Consider the following 20,107-nt stretch of genomic DNA (forward strand, 5'->3'; position numbering starts at 1 on the left):
ACCGGCCCGGTGTCCAAAAAATATCCATGGATTCCGGCCCGCCGTCGGAAATTCCCGCCCGGTGCAATAGAGTCACCGGAACACACGCCCATCATTGGCGTTTCGCGGGGATTAAGTCGGAGGTCGGTCATGCGTATTCCGGCGCACTCGGTGTGCACGGCGATCCGGGACGACATCGTCGCGGGTGTCTACGAGCGCGGCAGCCGGCTCACCGAGGAACTCCTCGCCCGCCGCTACGGCGTCTCGCGCGTCCCCGTGCGTGAGGCGCTGCGCACCCTGGAGGCGGAAGGCTTCGTGGTGACCCGGCGGCACGCGGGCGCGTGCGTGGCGGAGCCGAACGAGCAGGAGGCCGCCGACCTGCTGGAGATGCGCGTGCTCCTGGAGCCGCTCGCCGCCTCCCGTGCGGCCCAGCGGCGCACGGAGGCCCACCTCAAGGTCCTGCGCGGCCTGGTCAGGCTCGGGCAGGAGCGCGCCAGGCGCGGCAACAGCGACGATCTGCGCTCCCTGGAGAGCTGGTTCCACGAGACGCTCGCCCAGGCCTCCGGCAGTCCCGCGCTGACCTCGATGCTGACCCAGCTGCGGCACAAGATCGCCTGGATGTACGCCGTGGAGACGCCCGCCAGCCCCGTGGAGTCCTGGGCGGAGCACGGCGCGATCGTCGACGCCGTGGCCCGCGGCGACAGCGAGCGCGCGCGTGCGGTCACGACCCTGCACACCGAGCGCTCCGGCGCGGCGCACCGGTTGCGGTTCGCCCTCGGCGGCGACCGCGCCGACCGTGTGAGGACCTCGCAACATGCCGTAAACGTGACGGGCCTACGGCATTAACATGCGCGCCGTATACAACGAGGGTGGAATTGGGCGGGGGGTCATTTCTGCTGCCCGCGACCGGAAATTCCGATGACGTCGACCGGAATTTCTTCCGTTCCGTCGGGAGAAATGCGAAGGGCTCGCCCGTAATTCGGACGAGCCCTTCTGTGGTGCCCTGATCAGACGGTCTCGGGGAGTTCCTCGAGACCCTCGGAGACCAGCTTGGCCAGCCGGTCGAGGGCCGCGTCGGCGCCCTCGGCGTCGGAGGCGAGGACGATCTCCTCGCCACCCTGGGCGCCCAGGCCCAGGACGGCCAGCATGGAGGCCGCGTTGACGGGGTTGCCGTCGGCCTTGGCGATCGTCACCGGGATACCTGCGGCCGTGGCGGCCCGGACGAAGATGGAAGCGGGGCGGGCGTGGAGGCCCTCGGCCCAGCCGACGTTGACGCGGCGCTCAGCCATGTGATGCTGCCCTTCGGTGTTCAGGGTTGTCTAGACCAGTTTCCCACAACGTGAAGCATGCCCGGAGCGGTCCTTCGTCCCGTCCGGAGGTGCGTCGTCGGACCGCGGCCTCGGCCCGACTTGCGTCCCTGTTCTGTTCTCGGCGACTGCCGTCCTCACCACAGACTGCCTCGCGCCGTTGTCGGACGCGAGCCGTACTCTGGGGCCCATGCAGACCTCGTCGGACCGGCACGAGTACCCCGCCCACTGGGAAGCCGACGTGGTGCTGCGCGACGGCGGCACCGCGCGCATCCGCCCCATCACCGTTGATGACGCCGAGCGCCTGGTCAGCTTCTACGAGCAGGTTTCGGACGAGTCGAAGTACTACCGCTTCTTCGCGCCGTACCCTCGCCTGTCCGCCAAGGACGTCCACCGCTTCACGCACCACGACTTTGTGGACCGGGTGGGACTCGCGGCCACGATCGGCGGCGAGTTCATCGCCACCGTACGCTACGACCGCATCGGCGCCGACGGAATGGCCGCGTCGGCACCGGCCGACGAGGCCGAGGTGGCCTTCCTCGTCCAGGACGCCCACCAGGGGCGAGGCGTCGCCTCCACGCTCCTCGAGCATGTCGCCGCGGTCGCCCGCGAGCGGGGCATCCGCCGCTTCACCGCCGAGGTGCTCCCCGCCAACGTCAAGATGATCAAGGTGTTCACCGACGCCGGGTACACCCAGAAGCGCAGCTTCGAGGACGGCGTCGTACACCTGGAGTTCGACATCGAGCCCACCGACCGGTCGCTCGCCGTGCAGCGCGCGCGGGAGCAGCGCGCCGAGGGGCGGTCCGTACGGCGGCTGCTGCTGCCCGGCTCCGTCGCCGTCGTCGGCACCGGCCGCACGCCCGGAGGCGTGGGCCGCGGCATCCTCGACAACATCCGGGACGCCGGCTTCACCGGGTCGCTGTACGCCGTGAACAGGGCGCTCCCCGAAGGGCTCAAGGAACTCGACGGGGTGCCCGCGTACCGCTCGGTGCGGGACATCGACGGGCCCGTCGACCTCGCCGTGGTCGCCGTCCCGGCCGACCACGTGCCCGAGGTCGTCACCGAGTGCGGCGAGCACGGCGTGCAGGGGCTCGTCGTCGTCTCCGCCGGGTACGCCGAGAGCGGGCCCGAGGGACGCGAGCGCCAGCGCGAACTCGTGCGGCACGCGCGCACGTACGGTATGCGGATCATCGGCCCGAACACCTTCGGCATCATCAACACCTCCCCCGAAATACGGCTGAACGCCTCCCTCGCCCCCGAGATGCCCCGCCCCGGCCGGATCGGCCTGTTCGCCCAGTCCGGCGCCATCGGCATCGCGCTGCTGTCCCGGCTGCAGCGCCGCGGCGGCGGAGTCACCGGGGTCACGGGCGTCTCGACCTTCGTGTCGTCCGGCAACCGCGCGGACGTGTCCGGCAACGACGTGATCCAGTTCTGGTACGACGACCCGGACACCGACGTCGTCCTCATGTACCTGGAGTCCATCGGCAACCCGCGCAAGTTCACCCGCCTCGCCCGGCGGACCGCGGCCGCGAAGCCGCTGGTCGTGGTCCAGGGCGCCGGTTCCGCGCCCCAGGGGCACGCCGTGCGGGCCACGCAACTGCCGCACGCGACGGTGTCCGCACTGCTCAGGCAAGCCGGGGTCATCCGCGTGGACACGATCACCGAACTGGTCGACGCGGGCCTGCTGCTCGCGCGCCAGCCACTGCCGGCGGGGCCGCGCGTGGCGATCCTGGGCAACTCCGAATCACTGGGACTGCTCACCTACGACGCCTGCCTGTCCGAAGGGCTCCGGCCGCTGAGGCCGCTCGACCTGACGACGCAGGCGTCGGCGGGCGACTTCCACGCGGCGCTCGCGCGCGCCCTGGCGGACGACTCGTGCGACGCGGTGGTCGTGACGGCGATCCCGGCGATCGGTGAGGGCTCGCCCGATGACGCGGAGCTCGCGGAGGCGCTGCGCTCGGCGGCCGAACAGGTCCCGGGGAAGCCGGTGCTCGTGGTGCACGTGGAACTCGGCGGGCTCGCGGAAGCCCTGTCGGCCGCGACGAGCACCGCGCCCCAGCCGGACGCCAGGGCCTCCGGCGCCCGCCGGCTCCGCCCGTCGCAGCAGCTGCCCCCGCCGGTGCGGACCCAGGAACCCGCGGCCCCCGACACCGGCCCCCGGCTCATCCCCGCCTACCCCGCCGCCGAGCGTGCGGTCCGCGCCCTCGCCGAGGCCGTGCACTACGCCCAGTGGCGGCGCGAGGCGGCCGAGCCCGGCAGGGTGCCCGAGTACGAGGACATCGACGAGAAGGGCGCCGCCCGGCTCATCGACGGGATGCTCGCGCGCGGCCAGGGGCTCACGCTCGGCACCGAGGAGACACGCCAGCTGCTCGGCCGGTACGGGATCGCCGTGCGCAAGGCGGTCCCCGCGTTCACCCCGGACGACGCCGCCCGGGCCGCCGCCGACCTCGGCTACCCCGTCGCCCTCAAGGCCACCGCCCCGCACCTGCGCCACCGCGCCGACCTGGGCGGCGTACGGCTGGACCTCGCCGACGAGGAGCAACTGCGGCGGGCGTACGCCGAGTTGACCGAGCTGTTCGGCAAGCCGGAGGAACTGCGGCCGGTGGTGCAGCAGATGGCGCCACGCGGCGTGGACACCGTCGTGCGGGCCGTCATCGACCCCGCGGCCGGGGCGGTGCTGTCCTTCGGGCTCGCCGGCGCCGCCTCCCAGCTGCTCGGCGACATGGGGCACCGGCTGGTCCCGGTCACCGACCGGGAGGCGACCTCGCTGATCCGCTCGATCCGGACGGCGCCGCTGCTGTTCGGCTGGCGCGGCTCGACACCGGTCGACACGGCTGCCCTGGAGGAGCTGCTGCTGCGGGTGTCCCGGCTCGTCGACGATCACCCGGAGGTCGTGGCGGTGACGCTGGAGCCGGTCGTGGTCGCACCGCGTGGCCTGACCGTTCTCGGCGCCTCGGTCCGCCTCGCGCCGCCGCCCGCCCGCAACGACCTCGGTCCGCGCACGCTCCCCCTCTACTGAGACGTGTACACGGAGACCGCATGACCGGTGCCTCGCAGTCGGTGCACCCCCTTAGGATGGACGTCATGGCCAAGACCAGTACGACGACCCAGGGGCTGCGTGCGGCGATCGAGCGCAGCGGCTACTACCCGGCCCTCGTGGCCGAGGCGGTGGAGGCCGCCGTGGGCGGCGAGCCCATCCGGTCGTACCTGGTCCACCAGGAGACGACGTTCGACCAGAACGAGGTGCGGCGGCACGTGACCGTGCTCGTCCTCACCGGCAACCGCTTCATCGTCAGCCACACCGACGAGCAGGCGGCGGACGACACCTCCCCGACGCCGTACGCCACGACCTCCACGGAGTCGGTGAAGCTCGGCCGGATCTCGTCGGTCGTGGTGAGCCGCGTGGTCGCCAACCCGGAGCAGTACCAGCCGGGCACGCTGCCCCGCGAGGTCGTCCTCACCATCGGCTGGGGCGCCGTCTCCCGCATCGACCTCGAGCCGGCCGCCTGCGGCGACCCCAACTGCGAGGCGGACCACGGCTACACGGGCAACTCGACCGCGGACGACCTCAGCCTGCGCGTCAGCGAGGCCGGGGACGGCCCGGACACGGTGCGCCAGGCGCTCGCCTTCGCCCAGTCCCTCTCCGAAGCGACCGCGGACACCACGCGCTGATGGCCCACCCGCCGCCGCCCGCCGCCCATGATCGAGGGCGCTCCGCGCCCACCCCTCCTTACTCACCCTGGGACGCCCACCCCGAGCCTCTCGCGGTCGACTCCGCGCCGCTCCCCGAGTACGGCAGCGGCTCGCTCGCCGACCTGCTGCCCACCCTGGCCGCCGGCATGGGCGTACCGGAGACGACCGCCGCGATCACCGAGCTGACCCCCGCCGACCGCAACTGCGTCTTCCTGATCGACGGGCTCGGCTGGGAGCAGCTGAAGGCCCACCCGGACGAGGCCCCCTTCATGACCTCGCTCCTCGGCAGCTCGCGCGGCGGCACGGGACGCCCCCTGACCACCGGCTACCCGGCGACCACCGCGACCTCCCTGGCCTCCGTCGGCACCGGCCTGCCGCCCGGCGCGCACGGCCTGCCCGGCTACACCGCGCGCAATCCCGAGACCGGCGAGCTGATGAACCAGCTGCGCTGGCAGCCGTGGACCCAGCCGCGCAAGTGGCAGCCGTACCCCACCGTCTTCCAGCGGGCCCACGACGCGGGCGTGCACGCGGCCCAGGTGTCCTCGCCCACCTTCGAGACCACCCCGCTGACCAAGGTCGCGCTCAGTGGCGGAACGTTCCACGGGCGGCTGTCCGGCGAGGAGCGCATGGACCTCGCCGCCGAGCAACTGGCCGCCGGCGACCGCTCCTTGGTCTACACGTACTACGCCGAGCTCGACGGCGCCGGCCACCGCTACGGCGTCGAGTCGGACACCTGGCGCGGCCAGCTCATGCACGTCGACCGGCTCGTCCAGCGCCTCGCCGAGCAACTGCCGGAGCGCACCGCGCTGTACGTCACCGCCGACCACGGCATGATCGACGTTCCCTTCGACGAGGAGCACCGCATCGACTTCGACGCGGACTGGGAGCTCCGGGCGGGCGTCGCCCTGCTCGGCGGCGAGGGCCGGGCCCGGCATGTGTACGCGGTCCCCGGCGCCCGGAACGACGTGCTGACGGTCTGGCGCGAGGTGCTCGGCGAGCAGTTCTGGGTGGCGTCGCGGGACGAGGCGATCGAGGCGGGCTGGTTCGGCCCGCGGGTCGACGAGCGGGTGTACGCGCGTATCGGCGACGTCGTCGCGGCCGCCCGCGACGACGTCCTGATCATCGCCTCAGAGCGGGAGCCGAAGGAGTCGGCGATGGTCGGCAACCACGGTTCGATGACCCCTGCCGAGCAGCTGATCCCCCTGCTCGAAGTACGCTCCTGAAGCCCGATCTCCGATCCCGCACGCCGAAAGGTGCTCAACTCGCCATGCCCGAGCTGGTGTTCTTCTCCGGAACCATGGACTGCGGGAAGTCGACGCTGGCTCTGCAGATCGAGCACAACCGCTCGGCGCGCGGCCTGGCGGGCATGATCTTCACCCGCGACGACCGCGCGGGCGAGGGCAAGCTCTCCTCGCGTCTCGGCCTGGTCACGGACGCGGTGGAGGTCGAGGACGGGCAGGACCTGTACGCGTACCTCGTCGACCACCTCTCGCAGGGCGGCCGCGCGGACTACGTCATCGCGGACGAGGCGCAGTTCCTGGCGCCGGAGCAGATCGACCAACTCGCGCGCGTGGTCGACGACCTGGGCCTGGACGTCTACGCCTTCGGCATCACGACGGACTTCCGCACCAAGCTCTTCCCCGGCTCCCAGCGCCTGATCGAGCTGGCCGACCGCGTCGAGGTCCTCCAGGTGGAGGCCCTGTGCTGGTGCGGCGCCCGCGCCACCCACAACGCCCGCACGATAGGCGGCGCCATGGTCGTCGAGGGCGCGCAGGTCGTCGTGGGCGACGTCAACCAGCCGGAGGACATCGGCTACGAGGTCCTGTGCCGGCGCCACCACCGCCGCCGCATGACGGCGGCGACGTCCGGTGCGGCGGCGCTGTCCCCGGACGTGCTGCCGATGTCGCAGGTCTAGGGACTTTCGCAACAGGCCCTGGGACCGAGGCGGGCGGGGCCGCGGCTCAGCGCGAGCTCTCGATGAGGCAGAAGCGGGCGCCCTCGGGGTCGGCCACCGTGGCCTCGCGCCCGTGGGCGCCGTCCTTGGGCGGCGACAGCACATGGCCGCCGAGGTCCATTACGCGCTCCACCGCGCCGTCCGCGTCGGCGACTTCGAAGTACGTGATCCAGTGCGGGCCCCGGTCGCGGGGCAGGGCGTGGCCCACGCCGTGGATGCCGGCGACCGGACGGCCCTCGATCTGCAGCGTCAGATAGTCGAAGTCGGCGGAGACGACCGCCTCCTCCTCGTAGCCGAAGACCGTCTCGTAGAACTTCGCCACGCTCACCGACTCGACGGTCAGCAGCTCGTTCCAGGCGGGGGTGCCGGGCACGCCCGTGATACCCGTGCCCTGGTGTTCGGCCGCCTGCCAGATGCCGAAGACGGCTCCGGAGGGGTCCGAGCCGATCGCCAGCCGGCCGGCCTCGGCGGCGTCCAGCGGCCCCACGCCGATGGTGCCGCCGCACAGGCGTACCTTCTCGGCGGTCACGTCCACGTCGTCGGAGGCGAGGTAGGGCGTCCAGGCGATGGGCAGATGGCGGTCCGGCGGCAGCTGGCCGATGCCGGCCACCTCGGCCCCGTCGAGCAGTGCCCGCACGTACGGGCCGAGCTGCTGCGGGCCCGGCCGGAACTCCCAGCCGAACAGCGAGCCGTAGAACTCCTGGGTGGTGGTCAGCCCGTGCACCATCAGGCTCACCCAGCAGGGCGTGCCGGGCGCGTGCCGAGTGTGCATCCCGCCGTTCGGGCCGGCCGGTCCCCGTGCCTCGGTCATCGTCGCTCTCTCCTCGACCCCTCGCCGTGGCCCCGTGGCCCCGCTCTCCGGATCTCCGTGCCGATGCTCGCACCACCGACGCCGGTGCGCGCTCCGGGCGCGCCGCCCTTCCCGGAGGATGCCCGGTGTGCGGTTTCCCATCCGTTTCTGTGCGATTGCCGACGAATGTCGATCAGCTGTACAGCATGTGCTCGAACCCGTACGCCTCGTGATCGAGGCTGTCCGGCCGAGCAGAGTAGCCGGACATGAACGATGCGGCCACCCCGTACGCAAGGATGGTGGCCATGAACGCCATCATCTCCGCTTCCGAACTCGCGAGCGACCTGGCGGGGCAGCGCCCGCCCGTCCTGCTCGACGTCCGCTGGCAGCTCAGTGTGGCCAAGGCGGCCGGTGAGCCGCCCTTCGACGGACGTGCCGAGTACGCGGCCGGGCACATCCCCGGTGCCGTCTTCGTCGACCTGGACGCCGAACTCGCCTCCGAGCCCGGCGAAACCGGCCGCCACCCGCTGCCGGACCTCGAGGTCTTCGGCGCGGCGATGCGACGGGCGGGGGTGTCGGCCGCGCGGCCGGTGGTCGTGTACGACGGCGGACAGGGATGGGCCGCGGCCCGTGCGTGGTGGCTGCTGCGCTGGACGGGTCACCCGGACGTACGGGTCCTCGACGGCGGACTGCCGTCCTGGGCGGGCCCGTCGGAGACGTCCGCGCCCACGCCCGCCGAGGGTGACTTCGAGCCGGTGCCGGGCGCCGAGGGGCTGCTGGACGCCGACGGCGCGGCGGCGCTGGCGCGTACCGGCGTGCTGTTCGACGCGCGGGCGGGGGAGCGGTACCGCGGCGAGGTGGAGCCGATCGACCGCGTCGGCGGGCACATCCCGGGCGCGGTGTCGGCGCCCACGAACGAGAACGTGGCCGGCGACGGGCGGTTCCTGCCCACGGAGGAGCTGGCCGCGCGCTTCAAGACCCTGGGCGCGATGGACGGTTCACCGGTCGGCGTCTACTGCGGCTCGGGCGTCTCCGGGGCGCACGAGGTGCTCGCACTGGCGGTCGCGGGCGTCGACGCGGCGCTGTACGTGGGTTCGTGGTCGGAGTGGTCGTCCGACCCGTCGCGTCCGGTGGCCGTGGGGCCCGACCCGCAGTAACACCCGGCAGCCGCGCACGAGAACGCGTACGAGAGGGGGGGGCCCCCCCCCGGGGGGGGCCCCCCCCCGGGGGGGGCCCGGGGGGGGGGGGGGGGGCGCCCCGGGGCCCCCGCCGGGGCGGCCCCGCCGGGGGGCGCGGCGGGGGGGGGGGGGGGCCGGCGGCCCCGGGGGGCCGGGGGGGGGGGGCGCCCCCCCCCCCCCGCCCCCCGGCCCCGCCCCCCCCCCCCCCGCCGGGGGGGGGGCCCCCCCCGGGGGGGGCGCCCCCCTCTCGTACGTACGCCTGCTAGTCCTGCTTCTTCCGCCGCGTCCCGAACACGATCTCGTCCCAGCTGGGGACCGCCGCGCGGCGGCCGGGGCGGACGCCGTCGGCCTCGGCCTGGCGGTCGGTGGCGCCGACGAGACGGTCACGGTGGCTGCCGACCGAGCGCGGCATGAGGACGTCCGCGTAGGCGGAACCGGCCGAGGCCGCGGGGGCCGGCGGTTCCTCCGTCTCGGGTTCGGCGGGCGGCTCCTCCGCAGGCGGCGCTGCCGGCGGCGGAGTGTCCGGAACCGGGCGCTCCGGTACCACCAGGTCACCGCGGAAGCTCGGAACGGCCTCCAACAGGCTGGTCAGCGAGTCCCGTTCACCCGTGCTCTCCTCGGCGGGCTCGGACGCCTGCGCGGGCAGGCTCGGCCGCTCCCGGTCGAGGGCGCGGTCCAGCGGACGGTCCCGCGGCAGCCGTGCGATGCGCGGTACGAACGGGAAGCTGGGCTCCGGGGCCGCGAGGTCCTCGGACTCGCCGATGAGCGAGCGCGCCTCGTCGTCGACGGCCTGGACGAGCCGCCGGGGCGGGTCGTACGTCCAGCTCGCCGAGTGCGGTTCGCCGGCGACCAGGTAGACCAGCAGGACCTCCCAGGTGCCGTCGTCGCGGCGCCACGAGTCCCACTGCACGGTGTCCTTCTCGGCGCCGCGCAGCAACAGCCGCTCCTGGACGGCCTCGCCGAGCTGCGGACCGGCGTTCTCACCGGGGCGGCGGACGGGCGTCTTGCGGGCCCGCTCGGCCATGAACGCGCGCTCCGCGAGCACGGGGCCCTCGAAGCGGCGTACGCGGTCGACGGGGATTCCGGCGAGCTGGGCCACCTCTTCGGCGGTCGCACCGGCGCGTATACGTGCCTGGATGTCGCGGGGGCGGAGATGGCTCTCCACCTCGATCTCGATCTGGCCGAGGCGGGGCCGGTCGCCGCGCACCGCAGCGCGCAGGCGTTCGTCGATCGGAAGGGTGTACTCCGTTGAGTCGGCAGCCTTCAGCACCAGCCGTGTGCCGTCATTCGAGACGGCCACGACACGCAGTTCGGGCATGGGGACCTCCCGGGTGGTGCCTGCCGACGTCACGTGCGTCGCTGCTTCCGCTAGTCGAGTGTGGCCTGCCCGGGTGCAGCCTGCCACAACCTTGCCGAGTTGCCCGGCGTGTCGGGCACGGGCCCTGGACCGCCGTTATGGCACGGTTACCTATTCGCAACGCTAAGTGACCAACTCCGTCACCCTGTGCAACTAGCCCCCTCATGGCGGTCCTTGAAGGCCATGGACGCCCTGGCGGGAGACCGGACCCAGGGCTCGCCACAGTACTCCATTCGGGCCACGTGCGTGGATTGGCACGCCGCTCAACTTCTGGCAAGGGGCGGTACCGGTCCGCTCGTTGAGCGGTTTTCGGGATCTTGAACGTGGCGTACTTCACGCAATCGTCGGAAACGGAACCAATGGCTACGAGCCCAACACCCTGCGCAGGTAGTCGTTCTGGAAGCGCCGGTCCGGGTCGAGCCGGTCGCGCAGCGCGGTGAACTCGCCGAAGCGCGGATAGACCCGTGAGAAGTAGTCGGCGTCCCGTGTGTGCACCTTGCCCCAGTGCGGCCGGCCCCCGTGGGCGGTAAAGATGCGCTCGGCGGCGGTGAAGTACGCCTGGTACGGCGTCCCCCTGAACATGTGGACGGCGATGTACGCGCTGTCGCGGCCCGACGCCGTGGACAGCGTGATGTCGTCGGCCGGGGCGGTGCGCACCTCGACCGGGAAGCTGATCCGCAGGCCGGAGCGGTCCACCATGGTCCTGATCTCGCGCAGCGTCTCGGTCAGGGCCTCGCGCGGGACGGCGTACTCCATCTCCACGAAGTGCACCCGGCGCGGGGAGGTGAAGACCTTGTACGGAATGTCCGTGTAACTGCGCGCGGACAGGGCCGTGCTGGAGATCCGGGCGATCGCCGGGACGGTCGCGGGCGCCGCGCGGCCGACCCACTGGGCCACCTGGAAGACGCCGTTGGAAAGGAACTCGTCCTCGATCCAGCCCGCGACCGGGGACACCGGCTTCTCCGGACCCGCGCTGCGGTTGTTGCGCTTGGTGTTGGTGTTGGTGGTGTGCGGGAACCAGTAGAACTCGAAGTGCTCGTTCTCGGCCCAGAGTTCGTCGAAGTCGGCGAGGACCCTGTCCAGGGGCATCGGCTCCTCGCGCGCGCTGAGCAGGAAGATCGGCTCCACGGCGAAGGTGATCGCGGTGACGATGCCGAGCGCGCCGAGGCCGATCCGGGCGGCCGCGAACACCTCGGGGTTCTCCTTCTCGGAGCAGGTGAGCACCGAGCCGTCACCGGTGACCAGCTCAAGTCCCTTGATCTGGGCGGCGATCGACGCCGACTCACGGCCCGTGCCGTGCGTGCCGGTGCTGGTGGCGCCGGAGACCGTCTGCTCCATGATGTCGCCCATGTTCGTGAGCGACAGGCCCTCGCGGGCCAGGGCCATGTTGAGTCTCTTGAGCGGCGTGCCCGCCTCGACCGTGACCGTCATGGCATCGCGATCGATCTTGCGGATGCCGGTCAACAGTTGAGGGCGGATCAACACACCGTCGGTGGCGGCGATGGACGTGAAGGAGTGCCCGCTGCCGACGGCCTTCACGGTCAGGCCGTCCTCCGCGGCCCTGCGCACCGCCGCGGACACCTCCTCCACGGAGGCCGGCGCGACCTCTCGCGCCGGACGGGACGCGACGTTGCCCCCCCAGTTACGCCACGTGCCGTTCTTCGCGCTCGCTGTGCTGCTCAACGGTGCCTCCCCGTTGCGTAGCCGGCCTGCTCAGCCGGCGATACCCCAGAAAACCGACCGCCACCGCGACGGCCCCGGCCACGGCCGGGACCCCGTATCCGGCACGCGCGCCGGCCGCGTCGATGACCCAGCCGGCCATCGAGGAGCCGAGCGCGACGCCGACCGCGAGCCCGGTGCTCACCCAGGTCATGCCCTCGGTCAATTGCGTGCGCGGTACGTGCTCTTCGATGAGGGACATCGTCGTGATCATCGTGGGAGCGATGGACAGGCCCGCAACGAACAGCGCCACGGCCAGAAGCGGCAAGTTTCCGACCAGTAGGAGGGGGATCATACTCACGCCCATCGCACATACGCCCAGCAGCCAGCGGCGGGCGGGCGCCCCGGCGAAGTGCAGCAGTCCGAACACGACCCCCGCCAGGCAGGAGCCCGCCGCGTACAGCGCGAGCACGAGGCTCGCGGCGGCCTTGTGCCCCCGCTCGTCGGCGAAGGCCACGGTGACCACGTCGACCGCCCCGAAGATCGCCCCGGTGGCCGCGAAGGTGGCCACCAGCACCTGCAGGCCGGGGGAGCGCAGGGCGCTGCCGCCGCCGTGCTGCGCGCGCGGGTGCGGTGCGGGCTCCGTGGCGCGCTGGGAGGTCAGCCAGAAGACGCCGGCCGCCAGGAAGCACGCGGCGAGCAACGGGCCGGCCTCGGGGAACCAGGCCGTGGACAGACCGATCGAGATGATCGGCCCGAAGATGAAGCACACCTCGTCGACCACGGACTCGAAGGAGTACGCGGTGTGCAGCTTCGGGGTGCCCCGGTACAGGGCGGCCCAGCGGGCGCGGATCATCGCGCCGAGGCTCGGCACGGAGCCGATGCCCGCGGCGCAGACGAACAGCACCCAGTCCGGCCATCCGAAGTGCGCGGCGAGCAGCAGCCCGGCCGCCGCGGAGAGCGCGACGAGCGTCGCGGGGCGCAGCACCCTGCGCTGCCCGTGCTGGTCCACCAGCCGGGAGATCTGCGGCCCGATCGCCGCGGCCGCGAGCGCGATGGTGGCCGACAGGGCACCCGCGAGCCCGTAGCGCCCGGTGAGCTGGGAGATCATCGTGACCACGCCGATGCCCATCATCGACAGCGGCATCCGGCCGAGGAGGCCCGCGGCGGAGAAGCCCTTGGTGCCGGGGGCGGCGAACAGGGCGCGGTAGGGGCTGGGCACGGGGTCTCCGATGGGTACGGATCAGTAACCGGACGGCACGGATCAGTAAGGTGCTACTGCAGCTGATACAGCTTACGAGTGAGGTCACCCTAATGCACCCGTGATTCCGCCGGTGAAAGCCCGCCGACAGGGTCCGGGCCACCTCCCGTCACCCCGCCGTTTCCCGGCTGTCGGTGCCGGGTGGGAGGATCGGTCCATGTCAGACGCGCTCGATGCCAGCCCCTACGACGCCCTTCTCCTGCTCTCGTTCGGCGGCCCGGAGGGCCCGGACGACGTGGTCCCGTTCCTGGAGAACGTGACGCGAGGGCGAGGCATCCCCAAGGAACGCCTGAAGGAAGTCGGGCAGCACTACTTCCTCTTCGGCGGGGTCAGCCCGATCAACGACCAGAACCGTGCCCTGCTGGACGTCCTGCGCAAGGACTTCGCGGAGCACGGCCTGGACCTGCCGGTCTACTGGGGCAACCGCAACTGGGCGCCCTACCTGACGGACACCCTGCGCGAGATCGTCGCCGACGGCCGCCGCCGCGTCCTGGTCCTGGCCACGAGCGCGTACGCGTCGTACTCCGGCTGCCGTCAGTACCGCGAGAACCTCGCCGACTCGCTCGCCGCCCTGGAGGCCGAAGGACTGGAGCTGCCGAAGATCGACAAGCTCCGGCACTACTTCAACCACGAGGGCTTCGTGGACCCGATGACCGACGGGGTGCTGCAGGCCCTGGCCGGCCTCCCCGAGGAGGTCCGCACGGGCGCGCACATCGCGTTCTCGACCCACTCGATCCCGACCGCGTCGGCGGACACCTCCGGCCCGGTCGAGGCCCACGGCGAGGGCGGGGCGTACGTCGAGCAGCACCTGGAGGTGGCGCAGCTGATCGCCGACGCCGTGCGCGAGCGCACCGGCGTCGACCACCCCTGGCAGCTCGTCTACCAGTCGCGCTCCGGCGCCCCGCACATCCCCTGGCTCGAGCCCGACATCTGCGACCACCTCGAGGAGCGGCACGCGGCCGGCGCCCCGGCGGTCGTGATCGCCCCCATCGGCTTCGTCTCCGACCACATGGAGGTCCTCTACGACCTCGACACGGAGGCCAGGGCCAAGGCCGAGGAGCTCGGGCTGCCGATGCGCCGCTCGGCGACGGTCGGCGACGACCCGCGCTTCGCCGCCGCGGTCCGCGACCTCGTCCTCGAGCGCGCGTCCGTGGAGCGCGGCGAGGAGGTCACGCCCTGCGCCCTGGGCGCGCTCGGCGCGAGCCACAACCTCTGCCCGGCCGGCTGCTGCCCGGCCCGCGCACCGCGTCCGGCCGCCGCCGGTGCCGACAGCCCGTACGTGTGAGGAGCGCCGTGACCGACCCCCTGCACCAGGAACTGCTCGCGCTCGCCCAGGAGGCCGCCCGCCGCGCCGGGGAACTGCTGCGGGACGGCCGCCCGGCCGACCTGGCGGTCGCCGCGACCAAGTCGAGCCCGATCGACGTGGTCACCGAGATGGACATCGCGGCGGAGAAGCTGATCACGGACCTGATCTCCGAGCGCCGCCCCGACGACGGCTTCCTCGGCGAGGAAGGCGCCTCCACCGAGGGCACGAGCGGGATCCGCTGGGTGATCGACCCGCTCGACGGCACGGTCAACTACCTGTACGGGCTGCCCACTTGGGCCGTCTCGATCGCCGCCGAACAGGACGGCGACGCCGTCGTCGGCGTGGTGGCCGCCCCGATGCGCGGCGAGACGTACCACGCGGTCCGCGGCGGCGGGGCCCGCGCCACAGGCGCCTGGGAGGGCGAGCGTGAGCTGGCCTGCCGCCCCGCGCCGCCCCTCGACCAGGCCCTGGTCTCGACGGGCTTCAACTACGTCACCGAGGTCCGCGTCCACCAGGCCGAGGTCGCCCGGCAGCTGATCCCCCTCCTGCGCGACATCCGGCGCGGCGGCTCGGCCGCGGTCGACCTGTGCGACGTGGCGTCCGGCCGTCTCGACGGCTACTTCGAACGCGGGCTCAACGCGTGGGACCTCGCGGCGGGCGACCTCATCGCGCGGGAAGCGGGCGCCCTGACCGGTGGGCGGCCCGGAGAGCGCCCCGGACGCGACCTCGCGGTCGCTGGCACCCCGGGCGTCTTCGAGCCCCTCCAGCGCCTCCTGGAGGACTTCGGCGCCTGGCACGACTGAGCGCGTCCGCCGGCCGGCCCCGCGACGAACAGCAGGTGAACGCGGCCGCAGGCCGTGGTACGACACAGCGGGCCCCCGGCGCTGGATTCGCCGGGGGCCCGCTGTCGCGCTGACCAACCGATCGGACGCTAGGCGCCGACCTCCACACCGTGTTCGGCGGCGAGACGGCGCAGGTCGTCGAGCTCGCCCTGCTCCACCTCGACGAGGAAGTCGTCGCCTTCGTCGCGAGCCCGCGTCAGGTCGGACTCGGTCGTCTTTATGCGCTGCAGAAGTCCTGCGGTGAAAGCGTCCATGCTGCGCCCCCTCGTCCTGGGTCGTGGGTCGATGGCACGGGGGTGTGCCGTTCGGAAGGGGCGATCACGTCTCCTGCGAGTGCCCGGCGCAGCCGTGCCGGGCGGCGACGGTGCCGGACACCCACGCCCACTCTGCGGTAAGCGGATTGCGCCGTGCCGCATGGTGCTGCGGCACTAGCAGAGCGTGATCGCGGGGTATGAACCGTCCTCCCCTCGCTCCCTTCCGTGGAAACCTCAACCCGACGACAAAATCCTTGATTCCCGGGTCTCACACCTGTCCTTCATCCGGCGCTCATCCGCCGCCCACCCGTCTTACTGCCGACTTATGACCGAAAAGGGCAGGATGGAGGCACCAACCCGAGACGGACCCCGCCCGCGTGTGCCTTCCGGCTGCGCGGGTGGACACAGGAAGGACTTGCGACGTGCGCGTACTCGTCGTCGAGGACGAGCAACTGCTCGCCGATGCGGTGGCCACCGGACTACGCCGGGAGGCCATGGCCGTCGACGTCGTGTACGACGGTGCGGCCGCCCTGGAGCGCATCGGCGTCAACGACTACGACGTGGTCGTCCTCGACCGCGACCTCCCGCTCGTGCACGGCGACGACGTGTGCCGCAAGATCGTCGAGCTGGGCATGCCCACGCGCGTGCTGATGCTCACGGCCTCCGGCGACGTCAGTGACCGCGTCGAGGGCCTGGAGATCGGCGCCGACGACTATCTGCCCAAGCCCTTCGCGTTCAGCGAGCTGATCGCACGCGTGCGTGCCCTCGGCCGGCGCACCAGCGTGCCGCTGCCACCGGTCCTGGAGCGTTCGGGCATCAAGCTCGACCCCAACCGCCGCGAGGTCTTCCGCGACGGCAAGGAGGTCCAGCTCGCGCCGAAGGAGTTCGCCGTCCTGGAGGTGCTGATGCGCTCCGAGGGCGCGGTCGTCTCCGCGGAGCAGCTCCTGGAGAAGGCCTGGGACGAGAACACCGACCCGTTCACGAACGTCGTGCGCGTGACCGTCATGACACTGCGCCGCAAGCTGGGCGAGCCTCCCGTCATCGTCACCGTGCCCGGCTCCGGATACCGGATCTGATACGCAATGGCCGCAACACCCGCTCTCCCCACCGCGCCGCCCAAGCCCACCTGGGACCCCAGGAAGCCCGAACCGCCGTTCCCGTGGCTGCGCCCGACCATCCGTATACGGCTCACCCTGCTGTACGGCGGCATGTTCCTGATCGCCGGGATCCTGCTGCTGTCGATCATCTATCTGCTGGCGGCCCAGGCTCTGCACGAGGGCAGTGGCCAGTCCTTCCAGGTGACCGGCTCCAACCTCGACATGACCAGCTCCACCTGCCCCGCCCTGAACTCGGCGCCGCCGACCGAGCTGAACTCGATCCTCAAGCAGTGCGACGCCGTGCAGCGCCAGCACGCGCTGGACGACCTCCTCAGCCGCTCGCTGCTGGCCCTGCTCGGCCTCGCCGTGATCGCCTTCGCCTTCGGCTACGCCATGGCCGGCCGCGTCCTGTCGCCGCTCGGCCGCATCCTGCGCACCGCGCGCGCGGTCGCGGGCTCGGACCTGTCGCGCCGGATCGAACTGGACGGCCCGGACGACGAGATCAAGGAGCTGGCCGACACCTTCGACGACATGCTGGAGCGCCTCCAGCGTGCCTTCACCGCCCAGCAGCGCTTCGTCGGCAACGCCTCGCACGAGCTGCGCACCCCGCTCGCGATCAACCGCACGCTCCTCGAGGTCCACCTCTCCGACCCGAACGCGCCGATGGAGCTGCAGCAGCTCGGCAAGACGCTGCTGGCCACCAACGAGCGCAGCGAGCAGCTCGTCGAGGGCCTGCTGCTGCTCGCCCGCAGCGACAACCAGATCGTCGAGCGCAAGCCGGTGGACCTCGCCGAGGTCGCCGAGCAGGCCGTCGACCAGGTGCGCGCGGAGGCGGACGCCAAGGGCGTGGTGATCCGCGGCGAGCAGAGGCCCGCCGTCGTCCAGGGCAACGGCGTGCTGCTGGAGCGGATCGCCCTGAACCTCGTGCAGAACGCCGTGCGGTACAACGTGCCGGACGACGGCTGGGTCGAGGTCACCACCGACGTCCAGCACGGCCAGGCGGTCCTGGTCGTGACCAACACCGGACCCGTCGTACCGGCGTACGAGATCGACAATCTCTTCGAGCCCTTCCGGCGGCTGCGCACCGAGCGCACCGGCAGCGACAAGGGTGTGGGGCTGGGTCTGTCCATCGTCCGGTCCGTGGCCCGGGCGCACGGCGGCCACATCTCGGCACGGCCGCGTGAGGGGGGTGGACTCGTGATGCGGGTGGCCCTGCCGATCTGAGATCATGTCCCGGACACGCGGGGATGTTCGCTTTGCGCGGAATTTTCTGGCCGCCGGATGGCCTATCCCGTGTGTGATCGATCACATGGGCGATTTTCCGGCCATCTACTCTCCGTGATCATGCTGACTTCCGGAAAGCCGGGAAAATCCGGGTTTTCGGGTCACCTGATCACGGGAAGTACAGGGTGAGATGCCTTTGAACAGCGGCATGGGGACCGTGTACGGTCCCGTTCGCCATCCAAGCCGATCACTCTTGAGGGGTCCGGTTGGGTGTCGATTGAGTAACAGACCTTGATGTGAGGCAAAATCTCCGCCTCGGGTCGGGCACAAGTCCGGCCTCTCACGCGTTACGTGCGCTGGAGACACCGCAGACACCCAGAGGGGGAGAGCGACATGGCAACGGATTACGACACTCCACGCAAGACCGACGACGACGTCGACTCGGACAGCCTTGAAGAGCTGAAGGCCCGGCGGAACGACAAGTCGACGTCCGCCGTCGACGTCGACGAGTTCGAGGCTGCCGAAGGCCTGGAGCTGCCCGGCGCGGACCTCTCCAACGAGGAGCTGGCCGTCCGGGTGCTGCCCAAGCAGCAGGACGAGTTCACGTGCATGAGCTGCTTCCTGGTGCACCACCGCAGTCAGCTGGCCCGGGAGAAGAACGGTCAGCCGATCTGCCGCGACTGCGACTGAGGCCGGGTCGGCCGTGACTGGCTCGACCCCACCTTGGAAGCGCCGCTTCCCGGTACTGGGAGCGGACGAAGGGCCGTACGACGGCCCTCATGGCGCGCGTGACCACGAGCGGGGCCCCTCCGGTGCGACGCCCGGTGAGGCGTCCACAGGATCGGCCTCGCTCGAACCGGCGGCCGGCCGGGGTGACCTCCCGGCTCCGTCGCAGACCCCCGCGCCCGTCGCGAAGCGGCGGGCCGCGGTGATCCGTGACAAGGCCCGGGAGGGCGTGCGCCGGAGCGGCAACGCCGCGAGAGCCGGTCTGGCGTACCTCGCCGACCGGATCATCGACATGGCCCCGCGCATCCCCGTACGGGACCTCGCCACGCTCCGCAGACAGTTCCCGGGCCTCGGACCCGAGCAGCTGGCGGACAAGCTCGTGGCGGGCGCGGCGGCCGCCACCTCCACCATCGGAGCGGGCATCGGAGCGGCGGCGATGCTGCCGGTGCCGCCCGCGATGCCGACGGAGATCGCCGCCGAGATCACCGGCGTCGCCGCGATCGAGCTCAAGCTGATCGCCGAACTCCACGAGGTCTACGGCGTACGGCCGCCGGGCAGCCTGAAGCAGCGCAGCACCGCGTATCTGAACTCCTGGTCGGGGGAGCGCCGGATCGACGTCACCAAGCCGGCGACCGTGACGACGGCGCTCAACAGCCGTGGGAAGCAGCAGCTGCGCCAGCAGATCATGAAGCGCACGGTGCGCGACCTGCCGAACCTGATGCCCTTCATGGTGGGCGCGGCGGTGGGCGCGGTCATGAACCGGCGGGACACCAGGAAGCTCGCCGGGCGCATCCGCAAGGACCTCCGCAAGGTCCAGGTGCCCTGGGACGCGCTGCCCGCGCTGCCTCCCCTGGAGGCGCCCGCCGATGCGCTGGACCTGGAGGACCTGGACGACGAAGCCGCGGGCTGAGGCCGCTCCAGACCTTACGCAGCCGCCTCCCGCGCAGCCTTCAGCGCCTCCGCGAGCCGCTCGGGCTCCCGCGTCGACAGATACAGGTACGGCGTCGGGTCCTCGGGGTCGGTGACCTCCACCCGCAGGGCCCTCGGGATGTAGGCGCGCAGCAGCAGGAAGGCGCGGGTGTCGGCCTTGTGAGTGCGCCAGGCGCGCGCCTCCTCCGGGTCCATGACCACCGCCTCGCCCAGGGCCGTGACCGGGATCTTCGCCTCGCCCGCGATCAGTGAGCCGCCCACCACGCGGATGCGCACCGAGCCGTACGAGCTCGCCACGACGGCCGCCGCCGCGGTGCCGCCGACCAGTCCGCCGAGCATCGGCAGAGTGCCGAACGGCAGCAGGATGAGGGCGAAGGAGACGCCCACCAGGAAGGAGATCAGCCACCACGAGCGGGGGGCCGTGAGGCGTTCTTCGTACGGGGCGGTGGAGAGCTGCATGGAGCCAAGCTTGGCACGGTGTCCGGAATCGGCTCGGGTCAGGGGTGCCGGCGCGGAGCGCCGTCGAGCAGGGCGGTGGTGGGAGACGGGC

The 20,107-nt window shown here is 72.1% G+C and carries 19 protein-coding genes; 12 read left to right on the plus strand and 7 right to left on the minus strand.

Annotated features, from left to right (window positions below):
* The first annotated feature begins 129 nt into the window (after positions 1–129).
* Positions 130–825, plus strand: coding sequence for a GntR family transcriptional regulator (locus ACIBN2_RS06145; RefSeq protein ID WP_399132995.1), 696 nt, complete (start codon positions 130–132; stop codon positions 823–825).
* A gap of 161 nt (positions 826–986) precedes the next feature.
* Here the strand turns inward: ACIBN2_RS06145 and ACIBN2_RS06150 are convergent, their stop codons facing one another.
* Positions 987–1,268, minus strand: a complete 282-nt coding sequence (locus ACIBN2_RS06150; RefSeq protein ID WP_016432192.1) for an HPr family phosphocarrier protein — start codon at positions 1,266–1,268, stop codon at positions 987–989.
* A 208-nt stretch (positions 1,269–1,476) separates the two neighbouring features.
* On the opposite strand from ACIBN2_RS06150, the gene ACIBN2_RS06155 reads away from it, so the two are divergent.
* The 4 genes from ACIBN2_RS06155 (at position 1,477) to ACIBN2_RS06170 (ending at position 6,894) form a co-directional block, all read left to right on the plus strand.
* Positions 1,477–4,305 carry a GNAT family N-acetyltransferase gene (locus tag ACIBN2_RS06155; protein WP_399132996.1) on the plus strand — a complete coding sequence of 943 codons (2,829 nt, stop codon included), beginning with the start codon at positions 1,477–1,479 and terminating at the stop codon, positions 4,303–4,305.
* 65 nt (positions 4,306–4,370) lie between these two features.
* Complete coding sequence (locus tag ACIBN2_RS06160) at positions 4,371–4,958, plus strand: DUF5998 family protein (protein WP_399132997.1); 588 nt, start codon at positions 4,371–4,373, stop codon at positions 4,956–4,958.
* Positions 4,958–6,202: an alkaline phosphatase family protein gene (locus ACIBN2_RS06165; RefSeq protein ID WP_399132998.1), complete on the plus strand. Its 1,245-nt coding sequence runs from the start codon at positions 4,958–4,960 to the stop codon at positions 6,200–6,202. Before ACIBN2_RS06160 ends, ACIBN2_RS06165 begins: the two co-directional genes overlap by 1 nt.
* 44 nt (positions 6,203–6,246) lie before the next feature.
* Positions 6,247–6,894: a thymidine kinase gene (locus ACIBN2_RS06170; RefSeq protein ID WP_399132999.1), complete on the plus strand. Its 648-nt coding sequence runs from the start codon at positions 6,247–6,249 to the stop codon at positions 6,892–6,894.
* A gap of 46 nt (positions 6,895–6,940) precedes the next feature.
* Here ACIBN2_RS06170 and ACIBN2_RS06175 read toward each other — a convergent pair whose 3' ends face one another.
* A complete protein-coding gene (locus ACIBN2_RS06175) occupies positions 6,941–7,744 on the minus strand; it encodes a VOC family protein (RefSeq protein ID WP_399133000.1) in 804 nt (267 codons plus the stop codon).
* Positions 7,745–8,028: 284 nt separating this feature from the next.
* Here ACIBN2_RS06175 and ACIBN2_RS06180 point away from each other — a divergent pair, with 284 nt between their 5' ends.
* A complete protein-coding gene (locus tag ACIBN2_RS06180) occupies positions 8,029–8,880 on the plus strand; it encodes a sulfurtransferase (protein WP_399133001.1) in 852 nt (283 codons plus the stop codon).
* Positions 8,881–9,163: 283 nt separating this feature from the next.
* Here the strand turns inward: ACIBN2_RS06180 and sepH are convergent, their stop codons facing one another.
* From sepH to ACIBN2_RS06195, 3 genes are all read right to left on the minus strand, one after another.
* Entirely contained in the window at positions 9,164–10,219 is a 1,056-nt protein-coding gene (sepH, locus tag ACIBN2_RS06185) for a septation protein SepH (RefSeq protein ID WP_399133002.1), read from the minus strand.
* 402 nt (positions 10,220–10,621) lie between these two features.
* Positions 10,622–11,941: a D-arabinono-1,4-lactone oxidase gene (locus tag ACIBN2_RS06190; protein ID WP_399133003.1), complete on the minus strand. Its 1,320-nt coding sequence runs from the start codon at positions 11,939–11,941 to the stop codon at positions 10,622–10,624.
* Positions 11,901–13,139 (minus strand): MFS transporter, encoded by a 1,239-nt coding sequence (locus tag ACIBN2_RS06195; RefSeq protein WP_399133004.1) that lies wholly within the window; start codon positions 13,137–13,139, stop codon positions 11,901–11,903. The genes ACIBN2_RS06190 and ACIBN2_RS06195 overlap by 41 nt, the downstream gene beginning before the upstream one ends.
* A gap of 196 nt (positions 13,140–13,335) precedes the next feature.
* On the opposite strand from ACIBN2_RS06195, the gene ACIBN2_RS06200 reads away from it, so the two are divergent.
* Positions 13,336–14,463 (plus strand): ferrochelatase, encoded by a 1,128-nt coding sequence (locus tag ACIBN2_RS06200; protein ID WP_399133005.1) that lies wholly within the window; start codon positions 13,336–13,338, stop codon positions 14,461–14,463.
* Positions 14,464–14,471: 8 nt separating this feature from the next.
* Positions 14,472–15,287: an inositol monophosphatase family protein gene (locus ACIBN2_RS06205; protein ID WP_399133006.1), complete on the plus strand. Its 816-nt coding sequence runs from the start codon at positions 14,472–14,474 to the stop codon at positions 15,285–15,287.
* Positions 15,288–15,415: 128 nt separating this feature from the next.
* Here ACIBN2_RS06205 and ACIBN2_RS06210 read toward each other — a convergent pair whose 3' ends face one another.
* Entirely contained in the window at positions 15,416–15,580 is a 165-nt protein-coding gene (locus tag ACIBN2_RS06210) for a hypothetical protein (RefSeq protein WP_164932146.1), read from the minus strand.
* A 422-nt stretch (positions 15,581–16,002) separates the two neighbouring features.
* Between ACIBN2_RS06210 and ACIBN2_RS06215 the strand changes: the two genes are divergently transcribed.
* The 4 genes from ACIBN2_RS06215 to ACIBN2_RS06230 all read left to right on the plus strand — a co-directional run bounded on the left by ACIBN2_RS06215 (position 16,003) and on the right by ACIBN2_RS06230 (position 19,537).
* Positions 16,003–16,656 carry a response regulator transcription factor gene (locus ACIBN2_RS06215; RefSeq protein ID WP_016432179.1) on the plus strand — a complete coding sequence of 218 codons (654 nt, stop codon included), beginning with the start codon at positions 16,003–16,005 and terminating at the stop codon, positions 16,654–16,656.
* A gap of 6 nt (positions 16,657–16,662) precedes the next feature.
* Entirely contained in the window at positions 16,663–17,901 is a 1,239-nt protein-coding gene (locus ACIBN2_RS06220) for a sensor histidine kinase (RefSeq protein ID WP_399133007.1), read from the plus strand.
* A gap of 393 nt (positions 17,902–18,294) precedes the next feature.
* The gene (locus ACIBN2_RS06225; protein ID WP_005481602.1) at positions 18,295–18,591 is read left to right on the plus strand and encodes a DUF4193 domain-containing protein; all 297 of its coding nucleotides are present in this window, start codon (positions 18,295–18,297) and stop codon (positions 18,589–18,591) included.
* Between the two features lie 13 nt (positions 18,592–18,604).
* Entirely contained in the window at positions 18,605–19,537 is a 933-nt protein-coding gene (locus ACIBN2_RS06230) for a hypothetical protein (RefSeq protein WP_399133008.1), read from the plus strand.
* A gap of 14 nt (positions 19,538–19,551) precedes the next feature.
* On the opposite strand, the gene ACIBN2_RS06235 is transcribed toward ACIBN2_RS06230, so the two are convergent.
* A complete protein-coding gene (locus ACIBN2_RS06235; protein WP_399133009.1) occupies positions 19,552–20,016 on the minus strand; it encodes a DUF3093 domain-containing protein in 465 nt (154 codons plus the stop codon).
* Positions 20,017–20,107 lie beyond the last annotated feature (91 nt).

It is taken from the genome of Streptomyces sp. NPDC050534 (assembly GCF_044457745.1).
In the GTDB taxonomy this organism is placed as follows: Bacteria; Actinomycetota; Actinomycetes; order Streptomycetales; family Streptomycetaceae; genus Streptomyces.